22 protein-coding genes are annotated in these 19,606 nt (G+C 72.5%); 7 read left to right on the plus strand and 15 right to left on the minus strand.

What is annotated here, in order from left to right; genetic code table 11:
* Window positions 1–36 precede the first annotated feature (36 nt).
* A complete protein-coding gene (locus tag ACH414_RS31830) occupies window positions 37–1,314 on the plus strand; it encodes a thymidine phosphorylase (protein WP_382549012.1) in 1,278 nt (425 codons plus the stop codon).
* A 54-nt stretch (window positions 1,315–1,368) separates the two neighbouring features.
* Here the strand turns inward: ACH414_RS31830 and ACH414_RS31835 are convergent, their stop codons facing one another.
* Window positions 1,369–2,025: an HAD family hydrolase gene (locus tag ACH414_RS31835; RefSeq protein ID WP_386568042.1), complete on the minus strand. Its 657-nt coding sequence runs from the start codon at window positions 2,023–2,025 to the stop codon at window positions 1,369–1,371.
* A gap of 70 nt (window positions 2,026–2,095) precedes the next feature.
* On the opposite strand from ACH414_RS31835, the gene ACH414_RS31840 reads away from it, so the two are divergent.
* On the plus strand, window positions 2,096–2,365 hold the full coding sequence (locus ACH414_RS31840; RefSeq protein ID WP_382549015.1) for an STAS domain-containing protein: 270 nt from the start codon (window positions 2,096–2,098) through the stop codon (window positions 2,363–2,365).
* Window positions 2,366–2,368: 3 nt separating this feature from the next.
* Here ACH414_RS31840 and ACH414_RS31845 read toward each other — a convergent pair whose 3' ends face one another.
* The 3 genes from ACH414_RS31845 to ACH414_RS31855 form a co-directional block, all read right to left on the minus strand.
* On the minus strand, window positions 2,369–3,331 hold the full coding sequence (locus ACH414_RS31845) for a sigma-70 family RNA polymerase sigma factor (protein WP_382549017.1): 963 nt from the start codon (window positions 3,329–3,331) through the stop codon (window positions 2,369–2,371).
* Between the two features lie 90 nt (window positions 3,332–3,421).
* Window positions 3,422–4,117, minus strand: a complete 696-nt coding sequence (locus ACH414_RS31850; RefSeq protein WP_382549019.1) for a L,D-transpeptidase family protein — start codon at window positions 4,115–4,117, stop codon at window positions 3,422–3,424.
* 90 nt (window positions 4,118–4,207) lie between these two features.
* The gene (locus ACH414_RS31855; RefSeq protein WP_398944534.1) at window positions 4,208–5,467 is read right to left on the minus strand and encodes an MFS transporter; all 1,260 of its coding nucleotides are present in this window, start codon (window positions 5,465–5,467) and stop codon (window positions 4,208–4,210) included.
* A gap of 62 nt (window positions 5,468–5,529) precedes the next feature.
* On the opposite strand from ACH414_RS31855, the gene ACH414_RS31860 reads away from it, so the two are divergent.
* Window positions 5,530–6,483 carry a LysR family transcriptional regulator gene (locus tag ACH414_RS31860; protein ID WP_398944535.1) on the plus strand — a complete coding sequence of 318 codons (954 nt, stop codon included), beginning with the start codon at window positions 5,530–5,532 and terminating at the stop codon, window positions 6,481–6,483.
* 16 nt (window positions 6,484–6,499) lie between these two features.
* Here ACH414_RS31860 and ACH414_RS31865 read toward each other — a convergent pair whose 3' ends face one another.
* Both ACH414_RS31865 and ACH414_RS31870 read right to left on the minus strand, forming a co-directional pair.
* A complete protein-coding gene (locus tag ACH414_RS31865; protein ID WP_382549052.1) occupies window positions 6,500–7,177 on the minus strand; it encodes an alpha/beta hydrolase in 678 nt (225 codons plus the stop codon).
* Window positions 7,178–7,371: 194 nt separating this feature from the next.
* On the minus strand, window positions 7,372–8,175 hold the full coding sequence (locus ACH414_RS31870) for a GNAT family N-acetyltransferase (RefSeq protein ID WP_382549024.1): 804 nt from the start codon (window positions 8,173–8,175) through the stop codon (window positions 7,372–7,374).
* Between the two features lie 186 nt (window positions 8,176–8,361).
* Between ACH414_RS31870 and ACH414_RS31875 the strand changes: the two genes are divergently transcribed.
* Window positions 8,362–9,516: an adenosine deaminase gene (locus ACH414_RS31875; protein ID WP_386568049.1), complete on the plus strand. Its 1,155-nt coding sequence runs from the start codon at window positions 8,362–8,364 to the stop codon at window positions 9,514–9,516.
* 138 nt (window positions 9,517–9,654) lie between these two features.
* On the plus strand, window positions 9,655–10,095 hold the full coding sequence (locus tag ACH414_RS31880) for a hypothetical protein (protein WP_382549028.1): 441 nt from the start codon (window positions 9,655–9,657) through the stop codon (window positions 10,093–10,095).
* Window positions 10,096–10,214: 119 nt separating this feature from the next.
* On the opposite strand, the gene ACH414_RS31885 is transcribed toward ACH414_RS31880, so the two are convergent.
* The 5 genes from ACH414_RS31885 to afsQ1 form a co-directional block, all read right to left on the minus strand.
* Window positions 10,215–10,415 carry a PspC domain-containing protein gene (locus ACH414_RS31885; RefSeq protein ID WP_132912694.1) on the minus strand — a complete coding sequence of 67 codons (201 nt, stop codon included), beginning with the start codon at window positions 10,413–10,415 and terminating at the stop codon, window positions 10,215–10,217.
* 88 nt (window positions 10,416–10,503) lie between these two features.
* Complete coding sequence (locus tag ACH414_RS31890) at window positions 10,504–11,019, minus strand: VanZ family protein (RefSeq protein ID WP_382549030.1); 516 nt, start codon at window positions 11,017–11,019, stop codon at window positions 10,504–10,506.
* A 197-nt stretch (window positions 11,020–11,216) separates the two neighbouring features.
* Window positions 11,217–11,840 carry a hypothetical protein gene (locus ACH414_RS31895; protein WP_386568051.1) on the minus strand — a complete coding sequence of 208 codons (624 nt, stop codon included), beginning with the start codon at window positions 11,838–11,840 and terminating at the stop codon, window positions 11,217–11,219.
* Window positions 11,837–13,378 (minus strand): ATP-binding protein, encoded by a 1,542-nt coding sequence (locus ACH414_RS31900; RefSeq protein WP_382549033.1) that lies wholly within the window; start codon window positions 13,376–13,378, stop codon window positions 11,837–11,839. Before ACH414_RS31900 ends, ACH414_RS31895 begins: the two co-directional genes overlap by 4 nt.
* A complete protein-coding gene (gene afsQ1 / locus ACH414_RS31905; RefSeq protein ID WP_205628185.1) occupies window positions 13,375–14,052 on the minus strand; it encodes a response regulator transcription factor in 678 nt (225 codons plus the stop codon). Before afsQ1 ends, ACH414_RS31900 begins: the two co-directional genes overlap by 4 nt.
* A gap of 169 nt (window positions 14,053–14,221) precedes the next feature.
* Here afsQ1 and ACH414_RS31910 point away from each other — a divergent pair, with 169 nt between their 5' ends.
* Complete coding sequence (locus ACH414_RS31910; RefSeq protein WP_123954574.1) at window positions 14,222–14,944, plus strand: SigE family RNA polymerase sigma factor; 723 nt, start codon at window positions 14,222–14,224, stop codon at window positions 14,942–14,944.
* Window positions 14,945–15,060: 116 nt separating this feature from the next.
* Here the strand turns inward: ACH414_RS31910 and ACH414_RS31915 are convergent, their stop codons facing one another.
* Window positions 15,061–15,756, minus strand: a complete 696-nt coding sequence (locus tag ACH414_RS31915; protein WP_382549036.1) for a uridine kinase — start codon at window positions 15,754–15,756, stop codon at window positions 15,061–15,063.
* Window positions 15,757–15,812: 56 nt separating this feature from the next.
* On the opposite strand from ACH414_RS31915, the gene ACH414_RS31920 reads away from it, so the two are divergent.
* Window positions 15,813–16,205, plus strand: a complete 393-nt coding sequence (locus ACH414_RS31920; protein WP_382549038.1) for a hypothetical protein — start codon at window positions 15,813–15,815, stop codon at window positions 16,203–16,205.
* A gap of 73 nt (window positions 16,206–16,278) precedes the next feature.
* Here the strand turns inward: ACH414_RS31920 and ACH414_RS31925 are convergent, their stop codons facing one another.
* Genes ACH414_RS31925 through deoC form a run of 3 tightly spaced genes read right to left on the minus strand, consistent with a single transcriptional unit; the run spans window position 16,279 to window position 19,563 of the window.
* On the minus strand, window positions 16,279–17,169 hold the full coding sequence (locus tag ACH414_RS31925) for an aldehyde dehydrogenase family protein (RefSeq protein ID WP_382549040.1): 891 nt from the start codon (window positions 17,167–17,169) through the stop codon (window positions 16,279–16,281).
* Complete coding sequence (locus tag ACH414_RS31930; protein WP_382549042.1) at window positions 17,162–18,598, minus strand: aldehyde dehydrogenase family protein; 1,437 nt, start codon at window positions 18,596–18,598, stop codon at window positions 17,162–17,164. The genes ACH414_RS31925 and ACH414_RS31930 overlap by 8 nt, the downstream gene beginning before the upstream one ends.
* Before the next feature lie 5 nt (window positions 18,599–18,603).
* The gene (gene deoC, locus ACH414_RS31935) at window positions 18,604–19,563 is read right to left on the minus strand and encodes a deoxyribose-phosphate aldolase (RefSeq protein ID WP_382549044.1); all 960 of its coding nucleotides are present in this window, start codon (window positions 19,561–19,563) and stop codon (window positions 18,604–18,606) included.
* Between the last annotated feature and the right edge of the window lie 43 nt (window positions 19,564–19,606).

Below are 19,606 nucleotides of genomic sequence, written 5' to 3' on the forward strand. Positions count from 1 at the left end.
GTACCACGCTCTATGCGCGTAGAAAGAGGCTCCACCATGGACGTCATCTCCGTCATCCGCACCAAGCGGGACAAGGGCGAGCTGAGCCCCGAGCAGATCGACTGGGTCATCGACGCCTACACCCGCGGGGAGGTCGCCGACGAGCAGATGTCCGCCCTGGCCATGGCGATCCTGCTGAACGGCATGAACCGCGACGAGATCGCCCGCTGGACCGCGGCCATGATCGCGAGCGGCGAGCGCATGAACTTCGACTCGCTCTCCCGCCCCACCGCCGACAAGCACTCGACCGGCGGCGTCGGCGACAAGATCACCCTGCCGCTCGCCCCGCTGGTCGCCGCCTGCGGCGCGGCCGTGCCGCAGCTCTCCGGCCGCGGTCTCGGCCACACCGGCGGCACCCTGGACAAGCTGGAGTCCATCCCCGGCTGGCGTGCGCTGCTCTCCAACGAGGAGATGCTGCACGTCCTCGACACCACCGGCGCGGTCATCTGCGCGGCCGGCGACGGCCTGGCCCCCGCGGACAAGAAGCTCTACGCGCTCCGCGACGTCACCGGCACGGTCGAGGCCATCCCGCTGATCGCCTCCTCGATCATGTCGAAGAAGATCGCCGAGGGCACCGGCTCGCTGGTCCTCGACGTCAAGGTCGGCACCGGCGCCTTCATGAAGAACATCGAGGACGCCCGGGAGCTCGCCTCCACGATGGTGCAGCTCGGCACCGACAGCGGCGTGAAGACGGTCGCGCTGCTCACCGACATGTCCACCCCGCTCGGCCTCACCGCGGGCAACGCGCTCGAGGTCCGCGAGTCGGTCGAGGTCCTCGCGGGCGGCGGCCCGAAGGACGTCGTCGACCTCACCGTCGCCCTGGCGAGCGAGATGCTGGCCGCGGCCGGCATCAAGGACGCCGACCCGGCCAAGGCCCTGGCCGACGGCTCCGCGATGGACGTCTGGCGCCGCATGATCGCCGCACAGGGCGGCGACCCGGACGCCACCCTCCCGGTCGCCCGCGAGCAGCACGTCGTCACCGCCCCGTCCTCGGGCGTCCTGACCCGCCTGGACGCCTACGACATCGGCATCGCCGCCTGGCGCCTGGGCGCCGGCCGCGCCCGCAAGGAGGACCCGGTGCAGGCCGGCGCCGGCGTCGAGCTGCACGCCAAGCCGGGCGACACGGTCACCGCGGGCCAGCCCCTGCTGACCCTGCACACGGACACCCCGGAGAAGTTCGACTACGCCCTGAAGTCCCTGGGCTCGGCCTGGGACATCGCCCCCGAGGGCACGTCCTTCACGGCGAACCCGATCGTGCTGGACCGCATCGCGTAACAGCGCGAGCGACCGAACGGGACCGGCGGAGCTCCACCGGTCCCGTTCCGCGTGTCAGACGCGCGCCCCGAGCAGCCTCGGCAGCTCCCGCATGTCGTCGAAGACGACCGTGCCGGGGCCGGTCAGCCGGTCCGCGCGGGTGAGGCCGCCGCAGTAGCCGAAGGCGCGCATCCCCGCCGCGCGGGCCGCCTGGACGCCGTACGGACTGTCCTCGACGACCGCGCAGCGCTCGGGCGGCACGCCCATCGTGGCGGCGGCGTGCAGGAAGAGGTCAGGGGCCGGCTTGGGGTGGGGGACGTGCCGGGCGCTGAAGAGCCGGCCCTCGAAGCGGTCGAGGAGCCCCGTGCGGCCCAGGTTGGCGCGGATGCTCTCGGGGCTGCCGTTGGAGGCGAGACAGAACGGGACGTCGAGCGCGTCGAGGACGTCCGTGATCCCCTCGACCACCGTCAGCTCCGCGTCCAGCGCGTCCTCGTAGCGCTGCCGGAACGGGCTCTGCCAGTCCGGGGCCAGCGCCCGGCCGGCCCGTTCCGCGACGAGCGCGGTGAGGCGCGTGTGGGAGACGCCGACGAACAGCTCCGTGACCTCGGCCTCGGTGAACTCCGCGCCCACCTCCGCGAAGACCTCCCGGTCCACCCGGCAGTAGACGCGCTCGCTGTCGACCAGAACACCGTCACAGTCGAAGATCACCAGTTCGACACGATCATCAGTCATGGGGGCGAGCCTAGGGCAGGCCGCGAGAAGCCCCGCGATGAGTTACGGGTGCGCTCGCGGTCCTTCTGATGTGGACACCTCTCGCACCCTCGACCTGCGGCTCTCCGGCCGCCCCGCCCCCGACGAGGTCGCCCGGCTCTGCGCCCTGCTCGACGCGGCCGAGCCCGGCGACGTGCTCTGCGAGATCGGCGGGCTCGACGGCGCCGGTCTCGCCGCCGTCGACGCCCTGGCCCGGCTGCGACTGGCCGCCCGGCGCCGCGGGCACCGGCTCACCTTCCGGGGAGCCGGACCCGAGCTGCGTGCCCTGCTGGACTTCGCCGGCCTCGGCGACCTGCTGTGACGGTCAGGCCGGCAGCCGCTCCGGCAGGTCGAACAGCGGGAACCAGCGCTTGGTGTCCAGGAAGAAGTCCATCCCGCCGATCCGCCCGTCGTGCAGCTGGAGAACGATCAGCGCCCACGGGGCGAAACCGCCCTCCGGGTCCGGGTGGTAGTGCGCGAAGGCCGGCGAGCCGTTCGCGACGGTCGGCACCAGCTTCGAGCCCCGGCACACCTCGCCGACGCCGAGCATCCAGCCCACGATGTCCTCGTGGCCGCGCAGCCACAGGTCGTACGGCGGCATGGACATCGTCGCGTCCTCGTGGAGCAGCGCCGTCAGCGCCTGCATGTCGTAGCCCTCGAAGGCCGCCACATAGCGGTCGAGCAGCGCCTTCTGCTCCTCGTCCAGCGGATCCGCCGGGTCCGAGGCGGCGGGCGCCTGCTCGGACAGCGTCGCCCGGGCCCGCTGCAGCGCGCTGTTGACCGAGGCGACCGTCGTGCCGAGCAGCTCGGCCACCTCGCTCGCCTTCCACGCCAGGACCTCGCGCAGGATCAGCACCGCACGCTGCTTCGGCGGCAGATGCTGGAGCGCCGCCACGAAGGCGAGCCGCACGGTCTCCCGGGAGACCGCCGTCTCCGCCGGGTCGGCCACCGAGGGCAGCACCCTGCCGTCCGGCACCGGCTCCAGCCAGGTGATCTCCGGCCGCTCGTTCAGCCGGGCCTGCGCCACCGGCGTCGGGTCCGTCAGATCCATCGGACGGGCCCGCCGGTTGCCCGCGTTCAGGGAGTCCAGGCAGACGTTCGTGGCGATGCGGTAGAGCCAGGAACGGAGCGAGGAGCGGCCCTCGAAGGAGTCGAACGCGCGCCAGGCGCGCACCATCGTGTCCTGCACCGCGTCCTCCGCCTCGAAGGCGGAGCCCAGCATCCGGTAGCAGTACCCGGTCAGCTCCGTACGGTACTTCTCCAGGTCCTCGGTCATCTGCGCAGCCATCGGTCCACCCCGCTCGCCCCTCACCGGCGCCCGTTCGACGCCGATGAGGTGAAGCTAGCGCAGCCCGCTGACAACCGGGGCCGGTTCCGGTCAGGTGCCCGGCTTGCGCCCGTACACGTACACGTCGTCACCGTTGCGCAGCAGGCTCCAGTACGCCTTGGCGTCCTTCTGCGTCATGTTCACGCAGCCGGCCGAACCCGGCGGGTTCCACATCGACTTGGTGACGGAGTGGAAGGCCTGCCCGCCGTCGAAGAACTGCGCGTACGGCATCGACACGTGGTACAGCGTCGACCAGTGGTTGATGTTGCGCCAGTAGATCTTCTTCGCGCCGGTTCGGGTCTCCGAGCCGTCCCGCCCCGTGCGCACCGGCACCGGGCCGTACTTCAGCCGGGAGCCGTCCTGGATCCAGCTCAGCTGCCGGGTCAGGTCGACGCAGGCGATCCGGCCCTTGTTCGTCGGGCACTTGCGGTCCTTGTTGGGGTTGGTCCCCGCCGCCTTCTGCGCCAGCATCGTCGACATCGTCCGCCAGGTGACGACGCCGGCGTAGCCGGCCGTGGGCGTGATGCCGTGCTTGGCCTGGAAGGCCTGGATGGCCTTGCAGTCGGCGAGCGACTGCCGCCCGTCGACCGGCCGGCCGAGGAACTTCTCCACCTGCTTCTGGTACGGGCCGGTCGTCACGTTGCAGGACGCCGCCTGCGCCGGGGCGGCGCCGAGCGCCACCGTCATCGGCACCGCCAGCGAGGTGACGGCGAGGCCGATGGCGGCCCTTCTCCGAACTGTCTTCATGATCGTCAACTCCCCCTCGAGTCCTAAACGTTCAGACGGGCGGGGGAGCCGGACGGTTCGCGGCGCCAGATGACGGAATCGTCACGAAAACTACGCCGCCGCGAGCCGGTGGCGCCGCGCCTCGACCCGGGCGCTGTGCGTCCCGTACAGCGTGACCGACACGACGCCGAGCACCGCCACCAGACCGATCAGGACCGTCCCCGCCCAGCCGCCCGCGTGGAAGGCGATCGCACCGAGCGTGCCGCCCGCGCTGCTGCCGAGGTAGTACGCGGACTGGTAGAGCGCCGAGGCCTGGGCGCGGCCCGTCTTCGCCGTACGGCTCACCGAGGAGGAGGCGACCGCGTGCCCGGCGAAGAAGCCGGCCGTGATCAGGACCAGCCCCGCCAGCACGGCGGGCAGCGCGTCGGCGAGGGAGAGCAGCAGACCGGCGGCGGTCGTGGAGACGGCGAGGTACAGCGCCCCGCGCCGGCCCATCCGCCCGACCAGCTTCCCGGCGGCGGCCGAGGAGACCGTACCGACGAGATAGACCAGGAAGATCGAGCCGATGACCCCCTGCGGCAGCGAGAACGGCGCCTCCACCAGCCGGTAGCCGATCACCGTGTACACCGCGCCGAACACCGTCATGAACAGGGCGCCGATCGCGTACAGGCGCATCAGCAGCGGGTCCCCGAGGTGCCCGCGGACGGTCCGGGCGAGCGCCTTCGGGTTCAGCGAGCCGGGCGTGAAGTGCCGGGCCTTCGGCAGCAGCACCCGGAAGACGACGGCGCAGACCACGGCCATCAGACCGACGGCCGCCAGGCCCGCCCGCCAGCCCCACAGCTGGGCGACCCAGCCGGTGACGATCCGCCCGCTCATGCCGCCGATGGAGTTGCCCGCCACGAACAGGCCGATCGCGGCGATCAGCGCCTTCGGCCGCACCTCCTCGGCGAGGAAGGCCATCGCCGACGCCGGCACGCCGGCCAGCGCCGCGCCCTGCACCGCGCGCAGCGCGATCAGGACCTCCAGGCTGGGGGCGAGCGGGACGAGGAGTCCGACGACCACGGCGACCGCGAGCGAGGCCGTCATCATCGAGCGCCGCCCGAAGCGCTCGGACAGGGCGCTGAGCGGAAGGACGCACAGGGCGAGCGCGCCGGTCGCGGCGGAGACCGTCCAGGAGGCGGCCGAAGCGGTGGCGCCGAACTCGGCCGAGACGGCGGGCAGAAGGGCCTGGGTGGAGTAGAGGAGGGCGAAGGTGGCCACTCCGGCGGCGAACAGCGCGAGGCTCATCCGGCGGTGGCCGGGGGCACCGGGGGAGAGGCGGGAGTCGGCGGCCGCGCTGGTGACGGCCGCCTTGGTACTGGCGGAAGGCATGCCACGAACGTAGGACGCCCCGGTTCATGCGTCCAATGCACGGAACTGCTGTAATCGTTCCCATGGCGCATGAGTACAGGTCACAGCCTCGCCTGTCACCGAACAGTAACGAAGAAGACATGGGACTGCTGCTCGCGCCCCGGCTCGCGTACTTCGCGGCCGTGGCCCGGCACGAGCACGTGACCCGGGCCGCCGGCGAGATGGGAGTGCCCCAGTCGACCCTCTCGCGGGCCATGGTCAGGCTCGAAGAGGACCTCGGCGTCGCGCTCTTCGCCCGCCGCGGGCGCACGGTCTCGCTCACCCCCGCGGGCCGCCGCTTCCTCGCCTCCGCCGAGCGGGCGCTGGCCGAGGTCGAGAAGGCCGCGGACTCGGTACGGGCGGACGCCGACCCCACCGCAGGGCGGGTCGCCTTCGGCTTCCTGCACACCATGGGCTCCGAGACCGTCCCCGGCCTCATCCGCGCCTTCCGGGTCGACCACCCCAGGGTGCGCTTCACCCTGGTGCAGAACTACGGCGAGGCGATGATCGAACGCCTCCGCGCCGGCGACCTCGACCTGTGCCTCACCTCGCCGGTGCCCGACGCCCCCGACCTGGTCGCCCGCCGCCTCGACGAGCAGCGGCTGCGCCTGGTGGTCCCCGACGACCACCGCCTGGCGACCCGCAAGCGCATCCGCCTCGCCGAGGCCGCCGACGAGACCTTCGTGACCCTGGAGCCCGGCTACGGGCTGCGCCGCATCACCGACGACCTGTGCGCCCAGGCGGGGTTCACGCCCCGGATCGCCTTCGAGGGAGAGGAGGCCGAGACCCTCCGCGGCCTGGTCGCCGCGGGCCTCGGCGTCGCCCTCCTGCCCCCGCCGGCGGTCGCCCGCCCGGGCGTCGTCGAACTGGGCGTGACCTCCCCGCGGGCGGTCCGCGAGATCGGGGTGGCCTGGCTCGACGGCCACCCCGACACGCCCCCGGTCGCCGCCTTCAAGAAGTTCCTGCTGGGCAAGCGGGGCACCCTGCTGCCGGAGTGACGGCGGCCGCGCCCCGCTACCGCAGCGACCTCCCGAAGCCCGCCGCCAACGGCATCCGCAGCCCCAGCGGCGGCGGCGCGGCCAGCGCGTCCGCGAGGGGACGGCTGGGGGCGTGCGCGAAGAGCGCGGAGAGCACGAAGTCGGCCGCCAGCGCGCCGACTTCCTCGTGGTACTGGCGCAGCCCGTGCCCGTCCGCGTGCACCTCGAAGCGGCAGGTGTCCCGGTTGGACTTCTTCGCCCGCTCGGCGAAGCGGTAGGACAGCTCGGGATCGGTCCTGGCGTCGTTGGTGCCGTGCACGATCAGCACCCGGCGCCCCACCAGCTGCCGCACCGGCTCCGGCTCGGCCGCCCGGTCCTCCTCCGGCAGCCAGGGCGCGAGCGCCAGCACCGCCGTCACCGCCGTGTGCCCGGCGGCCCGCAGCGCCGCCCGTCCCCCCATCCCGCGTCCCAGGAGGCAGACGGGGACGTCGCCGTAGCGCCGTACCGCCTCCGACACCGCCCAGGAGGCGTCCCCGGCGAGCTGGGCGTCCGTGCCGTTCCAGCCGCGGCCCCGGTAGCGGACCACATGCGCGACGAGCCCGTCCGCCCGCCCCGCCCGGGCGAGCCGCCGCGCCAGCGGCAGAGCCGTCGCATGGGCCAGCGGCGAGGGCCCCCGCGCGGAGGAGGGCTCGCCGTCGGGCAGCAACAGGACCACCCCGCCCGCCTCGGTGACCGGGTTCGTCGCTCCTGCGGGCCGCCCGAGCCGGGGTCTCCGGGAGCCGGCCGTCCCTACGAGTGCGTAGTGCGCCATGGCAGAACAGTCTCAGAAGCCGAGGTGTACGCCATCCGTACGCGCGGTCTCTGTTACGTATCGCTGGTGTGCCACGCTCGACTGAACGGCCTTTTCCCTTATGCCCGTTCGAAGCAGTGCACGCTGCCGACCGGGACGAAGCCCCGTCGCTCGTACCAGTGTCGCGGCCAGTCGTCGGCGAGCGCCGCCAGGAAGCGGGTCGGGCAGCCGGCCTCGGCGGCCGTCCGCAGTGCGGTGTCCAGGACGACGCCCGCGTGCCCCTGGCCGAGGTGGGACCCGGCCGTGACCAGGTCCTCGATCTGGGCGAGTCCGGAGTCCGGATCCAGATACAGGTCGGCCCAGGAGGCCGGCTGGCCCCACTCGTCGTGCGAGGCGAGGAAGCGCACGTCGGGAGCGCCCCGGCGGCGCGCCTCCCGCCGCTCCACCAGGCAGTCGACCACGTCCTGCGGAACGTCCGGCAGAAAGCGCCGCCAGCTCTCGGCGACGGGCTCGCGCAGCGCGGCGAGCTCCACCTCGCGGGCGCCGCCGAGCTCCGGCACCGGACCGGTGTGGCGCATCAGGACGACGGTCGCGCAGGCGTACCCCGCCCGGGCGAACGGCTCCCGGCACGCCTCACCGGTCGCCGCGTCGAGCACGTACACCGCGCGGTGCGGCAGGTGGGACAGCACCTCGTCCACCCGGGCGGGCAGCGCCCCGGGGTCGGTCGGGCCCTCGATCAGGACGTGGTTGTCGCCACGGGAGAGCGCGTACGCGTCGTCGAGCGCGGCGAAGCCGCCGGGCACCTCGACCGTCCGCCGCGCCTTCCGGCGGGTGAAGGCGGCCACGAAGGCGTGGATCCGGCGCAGTTCGGCATCGGCCGAGCCGTCGGGGGCGCGCGGCGGGCGGGGCTCGGCGGGGGACATGCGTCCAGGCTAGACGTCCGCCCCGTCCGTGCGGGCCGGGCGGGCGCCCGCGACTCGTGAGGCGCGAGTGGCGGCGGCGGGGGCGGGGGCGCCGGTCCGCGGAGGGCCGGGGCGGGCCGGGGTGGGCGGGTGGAAAATCCCGCGCCGAGGGGCGCGTTCTACGCGCGTAGGGGCTAGAGTGCGGCAATGACGAGCCAGATCCCCAGCACCCCCACCGCGGACCAGATCCGCCGTGCCCCCAAGGTGCTCCTCCACGACCACCTCGACGGTGGACTGCGCCCCGGCACGATCATCGAACTCGCCCGCGCCCAGGGCTACCAGAGCCTTCCCGAGACCGAACCCGACAAGCTCGGCGTCTGGTTCCGGGAGGCCGCCGACTCCGGCTCCCTGGAGCGCTATCTGGAGACCTTCGCGCACACCTGCGCCGTCATGCAGACCCGGGAGGCCCTGGTCCGGGTCGCCGCCGAGTGCGCCGTCGACCTCGCCGAGGACGGCGTCGTCTACGCCGAGGTCCGTTACGCCCCCGAGCAGCACCTGGAGGGCGGCCTCACCCTCGAAGAGGTCGTCGAGGCGGTCAACGAGGGCTTCCGCGAGGGCGAGCGGCAGGCCAGGGAGAACGGCCACCGCATCCGGGTCGGCGCCCTGCTCACCGCGATGCGGCACGCCGCCCGCGCCCTGGAGATCGCCGAACTCGCCAACCGCTACCGCGACACCGGCGTCGTCGGCTTCGACATCGCGGGCGCCGAGGCGGGCTTCCCGCCCACCCGGCACCTCGACGCCTTCGAGTACCTGAAGCGGGAGAACAACCACTTCACCATCCACGCCGGCGAGGCCTTCGGCCTGCCGTCGATCTGGCAGGCCCTCCAGTGGTGCGGGGCCGACCGGCTCGGCCACGGCGTGCGGATCATCGACGACATCGAGGTCGCCGACGACGGCTCCGTCAGCCTCGGCCGGCTCGCCGCCTATGTGCGCGACAAGCGCATCCCGCTGGAGATGTGCCCCACCTCCAACCTCCAGACCGGCGCCGCCGCCTCGTACAAGGAGCACCCCATCGGGCTGCTCCGCAAGCTGCACTTCCGGGCCACGGTCAACACCGACAACCGGCTGATGAGCGGCACCAGCATGAGCCGGGAATTCGAATTCCTTGTCGAGGCATTCGACTACACACTCGACGACATGCAGTGGTTCACGGTCAATGCGATGAAATCAGCGTTCATTCCTTTCGATGAACGCCTCGCGATGATCAACGATGTCATCAAGCCCGGATATGCCGAGCTGAAGTCCGAATGGCTGTTCCAGCAGACTGCCACCACCAGCGACTCTTCCCGGCAGGCAGGCTGACCTCGCCGCTCGCGGGACGCTGAATGCGGCCGGGCCCACCACGCCCGGCCGCATTTCGGTATTTGCGGCCGGGGCTTTCGCTGATTAGTTTGCGAACCCACTCTGCATTCCCCGAGAACCCCGAGAGAAGATTTTCTGATGAAGCAGTCTGCTGCCAAGACGCTCGGTGTCGCCGCCCTCGGTGCCGCTTTCGCCGCTGCCGCCGCCGGCACGGCCTCCGCCACCGCGCTGCCGCTCGGCCCCGACGCGCTCGGCACGGTCACCAACGTCGTGCCGCTCGGCGAGGACGTGACCGAGCTGCCCTCCGGTGTCGCCGAGACCCTCGGAGCCGGTCAGGACGCCCTCAACCTCGGCGCCGACCAGGGCATCGGGACCCTCCCGCAGATCGCCGACCAGGCCGACAAGGCCCTCCCGACGGTGACCGAGCAGGCCACCAAGGTCCCGATGGACGGCGTGCAGACCGGCCTCGCCCACACCCCGGCCGGTCAGATCACCGGCCTCCTCGGCGGCCTCCCGGTCGGCGCCCTGCCCGCCGGCCTGCCCACCGGTGGCCTGCCGACCGCCGGCCTCGGGCTCTGATCTCCGTAACGCACCCCCGAGGCACCCCCGTACGCAACCCGTACGCGCCCCGTACCACGCCTGAGGGCGCCCACCCCGGATCGGGATGGGCGCCCTCAGGCGTGCTGCGTCGCCGGCGGCTACCAGGCGGCGCTCGGCGACTTCTCCGCCGGCAGCAGCACCCACAGCGCCAGATAGAGCAGGAACTGCGGGCCGGGCAGCAGACACGACACCAGGAAGATCACGCGCATCGTTCCCGCGGAGATGCCGAAGCGCCGTGCCAGCGCCGCGCACACTCCGCCGATCATGCGTCCGTCACGGGGGCGGGCAAGTGCGGCCATGGTGGGCTCCTTCGGGAGTCTCGCGGGGCCCGCTCGATCGGGCCCCTGTGACTCCATCCTCGCCGGGGCCCGAGGACAAAACGTCGGTCTACGGGGCGATCCCGACCCTGGGAATCGTCGGGGTCGCCCCCTGCGGGGCGCGCCCGCGTCTCCTCCCCGAGGATGACCCCGCCTTGGACCCCCGGCGCAGCCGCGCCCGCCCGGCCGGCACCACGAGCAGATGCGCGAGCGCCACCCCCGCGGTGTTCAGGAGCACCGAGTCCACGTCCACGACCTGCCCCGGCACCGCCGTCTGCAGCAGTTCGATCGCCAGCGACACCAGGGCGCCCGCCGCCGTCGTCCGGGCCAGCGACGCCCAGGGGGAGACCGCGAGCCGTCCGTCCGCCATCGGCAGCAGCACCCCGAGCGGGGCCAGGAGCAGCAGACCCCCGCCGATCCGCCGGGCCGCCTCGGCCGGGCCGAGCGCCAGATCGATCCTGAGCCCGGCCAGCGGGGTGAGGTTCGGCGCGGTCACCCAGGCCACGTCCCGTGGGCGGAGCGTCACCCAGGCGACGAGCACCAGATGCGCGAGGAGAAGGACGAGCCCCGCCACACGAACGCTCATCGCGGCACTGCCGCAGGAACCGCCGGAACCATCCGAACCTTGAGGTTGCACGCCCCCCAAGACGCGCGCCCCGGCGGAATCGGTTCCGCCGAAAGCCCTCAGGAGGCCGATGGGGCCGATCACGCCGACGGGGCCGATCACGGCGACGGGGCCGATCACGGCGACCGGGCCGATCACGGCGACCGGGCCGTCGACGCCTACGGAGCCGATGGAGCCGCCGACGCCGACGGCACCGTCGGTGCCGCCGAGTCCGGGCGCTCCTTCAGCTCCTGCGTGCACCGGTAGCGCCGCGGCTCGTACGCGCCGGGGCCGCCGAGCACCACCGTCCCGCTCCCCGCGCCCGCCGCGCTCTCCGCGAAGGTGCACACGATCTGCGCGAGCGCCGTCGGCGGCAGGTCCTCCGGCTGACGGCTCAGCCGCAGGGTCCCCTTCGGGTCGCCGCCGTGACCGCCGACCACGTTCAGCGGGCTCTTCACCGCCGTGGTGAACCCGGCCTCCCGCTCGTCCGGCGAAGGCTCGCTCTCCAGCTGCGCGAGCAGCGCCGAGGCGGTGCGCACCGGATCGCCGACGGCCTTCTCCTCCGGCAGCGGCGAGCGGCGCTCCACCGCCTCCAGCTGCGCCCCGCACAGCAGGTACACGCGCAGCCGCACCCCCTGCTTCCCGGCCCCGTCCGCCTCCCCGGTCATGGTGCACGGCACCCGCGAGGGCGCGGCGCCGGCGTCCACCGGCACCGAGGTCGTCCTGATCCCGCAGCCGGAGGCAACAACGGCGACCAGCGCCATGCCCAGGCCCAGCAGGGCGCCCGTACGGCGACGTCTCAACTCTCCTCCACCTCGCCCTGGCTGCTGCGGGTCTGCAGCTCCCGCGCGATCCCGGAGGCGTCCCGGGGCAGCCGCAGCACGAACACCGCGCCGTCGACCCGGCCTTCCTCGTCCGCCGAGTTGGCGGCCGTGATCGAACCTCCGTGGATCAGCGCGTTCTCCATCGCGATCGACAGGCCGAGACCGCTGCCGTCGGACCGCGGCCGGGACGCGCTCGCCTTGTAGAAGCGGTCGAAGACGTGCGGCAGGACCTCCACCGGGATGCCGGGCCCGTGGTCGCGCACCGCGATCACCAGGTCCTCTCCGCTGTCGGTCTCCTCCGTCCGCACCGACACCCGCACCGGCGAACCGCCGTGCTTGAGCGCGTTGCCGATCAGGTTCGCCAGGATCACGTCGAGCCGGCGCGGGTCGAGGCGCGCCACGATGCCGCGCTCGGCGTCCAGGTCCACCGCGTCCAGCCAGGCGCGCGCGTCGATGCAGGCGGTGATCTGGTCGGCGATGTCCACGTCGTCGAGGACGAGCCGGGCGGTGCCCGCGTCGAAGCGGGTCACCTCCATCAGGTTCTCCACCAGGTCGTTGAGCCGCCGGGTCTCGCTGACCACCAGCGCGACCGCCGGGGCGATCATCGGGTCCAGCGAGTCCTGCTCGTCCTCCAGGACCTCCGTGACGGCCGTCAGGGCGGTCAGCGGGGTGCGCAGCTCGTGGGACATGTCCGCGACGAAGCGACGGCTCGCCTCGTCCCGGGCGCTCATGTCGTCGACCCGCTTCTGCAGCGACTCGGCGGCGCTGTTGAACGTACGGGAGAGGTCGGCCAGTTCGTCGGTGCCGGAGACCTGCAGCCGGGTGTCCAGCTTGCCCTCGCCGAGCCGGCGGGCCGCCTCGCCGAGCCGGTGCACCGGCCGCAGCACGGTGGCCGCCGCGACCTGCGCGAGCAGCACCGAGCCGATCACGGCGAGCCCGGTCGCGATCCCGAGGGACCAGGACAGCGAGTTGAGGTCGGCCTTCTCCGCGGCGAGCGACTTGAACATGTAGCCGGTCGGCCCGCCGCCGTCGATCTTCGTCCCGCCGACCAGGTACGGCGTCGAGCCGCGCTGGGTCCGCTGCCAGAACAGGTGGTACGGGAAGTCGTTGGCGTCCGTCACGGGACGCTTGGTCTCCACCGCGGTCTGCAGCGAACGGGGCACGTCGGCCAGGGTGAACACGTCCGGGTTCGAGGCCCCGACGATCGGCTTGCCCGCGTCCCGCTCGCCGATCAGCAGCACGCTGTAGCCGGCGCTGCCGCCGCCCATCTGCTCGGCGGTGCGGCGCAGCTCCTCCTCGGTGGGCCGCACCGGGAGGGTCGCCGCCCGGTTCTGCATCTCCTGCCGGAAGTCGTTGAGCGCCCCGTTCTGGGTACGGGTGAGGACCGCCTCGCGGTTCAGCCAGTACGCGATGCCGGAGGCGGCGGCGGCAGCGGTGAGCGCCACGAGGGCGAACACGACGACGAGGCGGAGCCGCAGGCTGGTGAGCCGGAGCCCCGCGATGATCCCCTTGCTCACGCAGGGACGTCCAGTCGGTAGCCGACGCCCCGCACCGTACGGATCAGGGTCGGCGAGGACGGCACGTCCTCGACCTTGGCGCGCAGCCGCTGCACACAGGCGTCGACCAGGCGCGAGTCGCCCAGGTAGTCGTGCTCCCACACCAGGCGCAGCAACTGCTGGCGCGACAGGGCCTGTCCGGGCCGCCGGCTGAGCTCCAGGAGCAGCCGCAGCTCGGTCGGGGTGAGCTGGAGGTCCTCGCCGTTCTTCGTGACGGTCATCGCGGAGCGGTCGATGACCAGCGAGCCGAAGCTCGCCGAGTCGGTCGACTCCCGCTCGCCGCGGCGCAGCACGGCCCGGATCCGGGCGTCGAGCACCCGGCCCTGGACCGGCTTGACCACGTAGTCGTCGGCGCCGGACTCCAGGCCCACGACCACGTCGATGTCGTCGCTGCGGGCCGTGAGCAGGATGATCGGCAGCTGGTCCGTACGCCGGATCCGGCGGCACACCTCGAAACCGTCGATGCCGGGCAGCATCACGTCCAGTACGACCAGGTCGGGGCGCTGCTCCTTGAGCAGCTTCAGACCGTCCTCTCCCGTCGCCGCGGTGGCCACACGGTGGCCCTGGCGGGACAGGGAGAGTTCGAGGGCCGTGCGGATGGCGTCGTCGTCCTCGATCAGCAACAGGAAAGGCACGGCCTCATTCTGTCCCATGCGGCCGTCCGAGTTCGACCGTCGGGACGCTCGACCGTGCGACCCCCCGCCTGTGACACGCCTGTGACAGTCGGCGGACACCGCCATGAAGTCGGCCGGGCAGGCTTTTCGACATCAAGGACCTACGGACTCCACCGACGGGGGGCGCACGATGAACGCACTGCACAGCACCACCTCAAGCGCAGTTGTCACGCGTCTCCACGACGTCACGCGGAGCACCGAGAAGTCCGGCGCGGTGAACGGACGGGGGTGCGTTCGCAGCGTCGGGCGTCAGCACAAGGCGCCCTACATGGTCGCCGTGGCTGACGGGGCAGCGGTGTACGGGGAGGTCACGGGGGAGCGCTCCGGCTGTTCGGAGGCCGAGTTCACGGCCTACGTGCAGGAGCGCCGGGCCTCCCTGTACGCCACCGCCTACCACCTGACCGGTGACCGTTTCGAGGCCGAGGACCTGCTGCAGAGCGCGCTGTTCTCCACGTACCGGGCCTGGGACCGGATCAGCGACAAGGCCGCGGTCGGCGGCTATCTGCGGCGCACGATGACGAACCTGCACATCAGCGCCTGGCGCCGGCGCAAGCTCAACGAGTACCCGACCGAGGAGCTCCCGGAGACGGTGGGCGAGACGGACGCGATGCGGGGTACGGAGCTGCGCGCGGTCCTGTGGCAGGCCCTGGCCCGGCTGCCCGAGCTCCAGCGCACGATGCTGGTGCTGCGCTACTACGAGGGCCGTACGGATCCGGAGATCGCGGAGATCCTGGACATCAGTGTCGGCACGGTGAAGTCGAGCATCTGGCGCTCCCTGCGAAGGCTGCGCGAGGACGAGGTGCTGAGCTTCGGCCGTGACGAGGAGGAGTCCTTCGGCGAGCTTGTCGCCTGAGGGCGTCACGGGGGAACGGGGGAGCACGGGGGAACGTACGGGGGTACGGGGGAAAACGGCGAGGGCCGGTCGGGATCGGGGGATTCCTGACCGGCCCTCGGCGCGTTCGGTTCGGGTCAGCGCGCCGCGGGGACGCGGCAGCGGCCGGCCGCCGCGGCGGCCAGGCGGCCCAGGGCCTCGTCCTTGGCGCAGGGGTGGGCGCCCAGGGCGGTCTGCCGGGCGACGATGGAGCGCTCCGCGCGCATCAGGCGCCAGCCGCGGCGCAGCAGGAACGGGACCGACTTGCGGCCCTCCTTCAGATCGCGGAGCAGCCGGCGGCGGAAGGTCGTCGAGGGGCGGCCGCGCAGGCAGAGCGCGTCGGCGAGGACGCCGAGCTCACGGCAGCGCGCCACGATGTCGGCCGCGAAGATGCCCTCCGCGACGAAGAGCGGGGTCCGCTCGATGTCGAGCGTCTCGTGGTCCACGCGCGAGCTGGTGGAGATGTCGTACACGGGGACGGTCGTGCGGCCGGTGCGGCAGAGCTCCACGATCGCGGCGACCGCCGCGTCCCCGTCCCAGGAGCGTGGGGAGTCCCAGTCGATGTCCGCGCTGCCCTCGACCAGCGGCAGGGAGGGGTCGTCGGCCTCCTTGTAGAAGTCGTCGAGGCGCAGCACCGGCAGTCCGGTGACGGCGGCGAGGGACGACTTGCCGGAGCCTGAGGGGCCCGCGAGCAGGACGACCCGGGTCGGGATCGGTTGGGAACTCACGGGACACCAGTGTGAAGCATTCCCCCGTGTAGGGGACCACCCAGGCGGCCCGTTGGTATCGAGCATCACACCTCCACTACTGTCGGTGCCCGCTCGATCACCCTTCGGAAGGACCTCTCCCCATGGCGAGTCACGCCGCTTCCCGATCCTCCCGCCGCAGCGCTCTGCTGAAGGCGGGGCTCACCGTCACGGCGGCCGGCGCCGCCCTGCTCGGCGCGGGCGCCGCGGCGCAGGCCGCCGAGGGGGTGGGCGTACCGCTCCCGGTGGACACGCTGACCCAGACGGACGGCGAGGCCGCCCTGGAGGGCGTGGGCCAGGGGGTCGCCCCGCTGACCCGGCTCCAGCTCGACCCGCTGGCCAAGACCGGTGTCGACCCGATCGACAACGGCGTCGGCACCCAGGTCGCCGACTTCAAGCCGGTCGGCACCGGTCTGGTCACCGATCACCTCACGCAGGGCGGGGCGGTGGCCGATCTGCCGGTCGCGGGGCCGCTGACCCAGTCGCTCCTGCCGTGACGGCGGCGGGCCCGGGCGCGGCCTCGGGGGCCGCACCCGGGCCCGGGTGCCGACGGCGTGACGGGGCCTGCGGCTAGTAGGCCGAGCCGGACGCGCCCAGCGAGCCCGTCGGGTGCCAGACCGTCTTCGTCTCCAGGAACGCGGTCATGCGGTCCGTGCCCGGGGACTCGGTGAAGTCCTCGGTGCGCGGGCGCAGGACGCGCTTGAGGTTGTCCGCCGCCGCGATCTCCAGCTCGCGCGCCAGGTCGGCGTCCGCGCCGGTCAGGTCGATCGCGTTGACGTCCTGGTGGGCCGCCAGGTGCGGGCCCATCTCGGAGGCCTTGCCGGAGAGCAGGTTGACCACACCGCCCGGCAGGTCGGAGGTGGCGAGCACCTCGCCCAGGGAGAGGGCCGGGAGCGGGGCCTTCTCGCTGGTGACGACGACCGCCGTGTTGCCGGTCGCGATGACCGGGGCGATCACCGAGACCAGGCCCAGGAAGGACGAGTCCTGCGGGGCGAGGACGGTGACGACACCGGTCGGCTCGGGGGTCGACAGGTTGAAGTACGGGCCGGCCACCGGGTTGGCGCCGCCGACCACCTGGGCGATCTTGTCGGTCCAGCCCGCGTACCAGACCCAGCGGTCGATCGCGGCCTCGACGACCACGGCCGCCTTGCTCTTCGACAGGCCCTCCGCGTCCGCGACCTCGTGGACGAACTGGCCCTTGCGGCCCTCCAGCATCTCGGCGACCCGGTAGAGGATCTGGCCGCGGTTGTACGCGGTCGCGCCCGCCCAGCCGCCGAAGGCCTTGCGCGCGGCGACGACCGCGTCACGCGCGTCCTTGCGGGAGGACAGCGGGGCGTTGGCCAGCCACTTGCCCTTGGAGTCGGTCACCTCGTACACCCGGCCGCTCTCGGAACGCGGGAACTTCCCGCCCACGTACAGCTTGTAGGTCTTGAAGACACTGAGGCGCGTCGCATCAGACATCGAGGTAGGCCTCCAGACCGTGACGGCCGCCCTCGCGGCCGAAGCCCGACTCCTTGTAGCCGCCGAACGGCGAGGTCGGGTCGAACTTGTTGAACGTGTTGGCCCAGACGACCCCGGCGCGGAGCTTGTTGGCGACCGCGAGGATCCGCGAGCCCTTCTCCGTCCAGATGCCCGCCGACAGGCCGTACTGGCTGTTGTTGGCCTTGGCGACGGCCTCGTCGGGCGTACGGAAGGTCAGCACCGACAGGACCGGGCCGAAGATCTCGTCACGGGCGACGGTGTGCGCCTGGGTGACGTTCGTGAAGAGCGTCGGGGCGAACCAGTAGCCGGCCGTGGGGATCTCGCAGGCGGCCGTCCAGCGCTCGGCGCCCTCCGCCTCGCCCTGCTCGACGAGCGAGGTGATCCGGGCCAGCTGCTCCTCGGAGTTGATGGCGCCGATGTCGGTGTTCTTGTCGAGCGGGTCGCCCAGGCGCAGGGTGCTCAGGCGGCGCTTGAGGGAGTCCAGCACCTCGTCGTGGACCGACTCCTGGACCAGCAGGCGCGAGCCCGCGCAGCAGACCTGGCCCTGGTTGAAGAAGATGCCGTTGACGATGCCCTCGACCGCCTGGTCGACGGGGGCGTCGTCGAAGACGATGTTGGCGCCCTTGCCGCCCAGCTCCAGGGTGAGCTTCTTGTCCGTGCCGGCCACCGACTTGGCGATGGCCCGGCCGACCGCGGTCGAACCGGTGAAGGCGACCTTGTTCACGTCCGGGTGCTCGACCAGGGCCGCGCCCGTGTCGCCGTACCCGGGGAGGATGTTGACGACGCCCTTGGGCAGCCCCGCCTGGCGGCAGATGTCCGCGAAGAACAGGGCGGAGAGCGGGGTGGTCTCGGCCGGCTTCAGGACGACCGTGTTGCCGGTCGCGAGGGCCGGGGCGATCTTCCACGCCAGCATGAGCAGCGGGAAGTTCCAGGGGATGACCTGGCCGGCCACGCCCAGCGGGCGCGGGTTCGCGCCGTAGCCCGCGTGGTCGAGCTTGTCGGCCCAGCCCGCGTAGTAGAAGAAGTGCGCGGCGACCAGCGGGAGGTCCGCGTCGCGGGTCTCCTTGATCGGCTTCCCGTTGTCCAGGGTCTCCAGGACGGCCAGCTCGCGGCTGCGCTCCTGGATGATCCGGGCGATGCGGAAGAGGTACTTGGCGCGCTCGGAGCCGGGCAGTGCCGACCACTTCTCGAAGGCCCGCCGGGCGGCCTTCACCGCGCGGTCGACGTCCTCGGTGCCCGCCTGGGCGACCTCGGCGAGGACCTCCTCGGTGGACGGGGAGACGGTCTTGAAGACCTTGCCGTCGGCGGCGTCCACGAACTCGCCGTCGATGAAGAGCCCGTAGGAGGGCGCGATGTCGACGACGGACCGGGACTCGGGCGCCGGCGCGTACTCGAATGCAGATGCCATGTTGATCAGTCCACCGTCACGTAATCGGGGCCGGAGTAGCGGCCGGTCGCCAGCTTCTGACGCTGCATCAGCAGGTCGTTGAGCAGGCTGGAGGCACCGAAGCGGAACCAGTGGTTGTCCAGCCAGTCCTCGCCGACGGTCTCGTTGACCAGGACCAGGAACTTGATGGCTTCCTTGGTGTTGCGGATGCCGCCCGCGGGCTTCACGCCGATCTGGACGCCGGTCTGGGCGCGGAAGTCGCGCACGGCCTCCAGCATCAGGAGCGTGTTGGCGGGGGTGGCGTTGACCGCGACCTTGCCGGTCGAGGTCTTGATGAAGTCCGCCCCGGCCATCATGCCGAGCCAGGAGGCGCGGCGGATGTTGTCGTACGTGGACAGCTCGCCGGTCTCGAAGATCACCTTGAGGCGCGCGCGGTCGCCGCACTCGGCCTTGACCGCGGCGATCTGCTCGTACACCTCCAGGTAGCGGCCGGCGAGGAAGGCGCCACGGTCGATGACCATGTCGATCTCGTCGGCGCCGGCGGCGATGGCGTCGGCCGTGTCGGCGAGCTTCACGGGGAGCGCGGCGCGCCCGGCCGGGAAGGCGGTGGCGACCGAGGCGACCTTGACGCCGGAGCCGGCGACGGCGGCCTTGGCGGTGGCCACCATGTCGGGGTAGACGCAGACGGCGGCGGTCTTCGGGGTGCTGCGGTCGGTCGGATCGGGGTTGACGGCCTTGGCGGCGAGCGCCCGGACCTTGCCCGGGGTGTCCGCGCCTTCGAGCGTCGTCAGGTCGATCATGGAGATGGCCAGGTCGATGGCGTACGCCTTGGCCGTGGTCTTGATCGAGCGGGTACCGAGGGACGCGGCGCGCGCCTCCAGGCCGACGGCGTCGACGCCGGGCAGCCCGTGGAGGAAGCGGCGCAGCGTGCTGTCGGACGCGGTCACGTCGGCGAAAGCGTGTGCTGCGGTTGCAGTGGTGGGCATGGTCACCAGTCGAGCATATCTACGCGCGTAGCGGCCTGTACAG

The organism is Streptomyces sp. NPDC020422, assembly GCF_044386705.1.
GTDB lineage: Bacteria > Actinomycetota > Actinomycetes > Streptomycetales > Streptomycetaceae > Streptomyces.

Bases quoted from the DNA above. Each gene is read 5' to 3' on its own strand.
- ACH414_RS31830 (WP_382549012.1), top strand. From the start codon at position 37: ATGGACGTCATCTCCGTCATCCGCACCAAGCGGGACAAGGGCGAGCTG.
- ACH414_RS31835 (WP_386568042.1), bottom strand. From the start codon at position 2,025: ATGACTGATGATCGTGTCGAACTGGTGATCTTCGACTGTGACGGTGTT.
- ACH414_RS31845 (WP_382549017.1), bottom strand. From the start codon at position 3,331: ATGGCTGCGCAGATGACCGAGGACCTGGAGAAGTACCGTACGGAGCTG.
- ACH414_RS31850 (WP_382549019.1), bottom strand. From the start codon at position 4,117: ATGAAGACAGTTCGGAGAAGGGCCGCCATCGGCCTCGCCGTCACCTCG.
- ACH414_RS31855 (WP_398944534.1), bottom strand. From the start codon at position 5,467: ATGCCTTCCGCCAGTACCAAGGCGGCCGTCACCAGCGCGGCCGCCGAC.
- ACH414_RS31860 (WP_398944535.1), top strand. From the start codon at position 5,530: ATGGCGCATGAGTACAGGTCACAGCCTCGCCTGTCACCGAACAGTAAC.
- ACH414_RS31870 (WP_382549024.1), bottom strand. From the start codon at position 8,175: ATGTCCCCCGCCGAGCCCCGCCCGCCGCGCGCCCCCGACGGCTCGGCC.
- ACH414_RS31875 (WP_386568049.1), top strand. From the start codon at position 8,362: ATGACGAGCCAGATCCCCAGCACCCCCACCGCGGACCAGATCCGCCGT.
- ACH414_RS31880 (WP_382549028.1), top strand. From the start codon at position 9,655: ATGAAGCAGTCTGCTGCCAAGACGCTCGGTGTCGCCGCCCTCGGTGCC.
- ACH414_RS31885 (WP_132912694.1), bottom strand. From the start codon at position 10,415: ATGGCCGCACTTGCCCGCCCCCGTGACGGACGCATGATCGGCGGAGTG.
- ACH414_RS31890 (WP_382549030.1), bottom strand. From the start codon at position 11,019: ATGAGCGTTCGTGTGGCGGGGCTCGTCCTTCTCCTCGCGCATCTGGTG.
- ACH414_RS31910 (WP_123954574.1), top strand. From the start codon at position 14,222: ATGAACGCACTGCACAGCACCACCTCAAGCGCAGTTGTCACGCGTCTC.
- ACH414_RS31915 (WP_382549036.1), bottom strand. From the start codon at position 15,756: ATGCTCGATACCAACGGGCCGCCTGGGTGGTCCCCTACACGGGGGAAT.
- ACH414_RS31920 (WP_382549038.1), top strand. From the start codon at position 15,813: ATGGCGAGTCACGCCGCTTCCCGATCCTCCCGCCGCAGCGCTCTGCTG.
- ACH414_RS31925 (WP_382549040.1), bottom strand. From the start codon at position 17,169: ATGTCTGATGCGACGCGCCTCAGTGTCTTCAAGACCTACAAGCTGTAC.
- ACH414_RS31930 (WP_382549042.1), bottom strand. From the start codon at position 18,598: ATGGCATCTGCATTCGAGTACGCGCCGGCGCCCGAGTCCCGGTCCGTC.
- deoC (WP_382549044.1), bottom strand. From the start codon at position 19,563: ATGCCCACCACTGCAACCGCAGCACACGCTTTCGCCGACGTGACCGCG.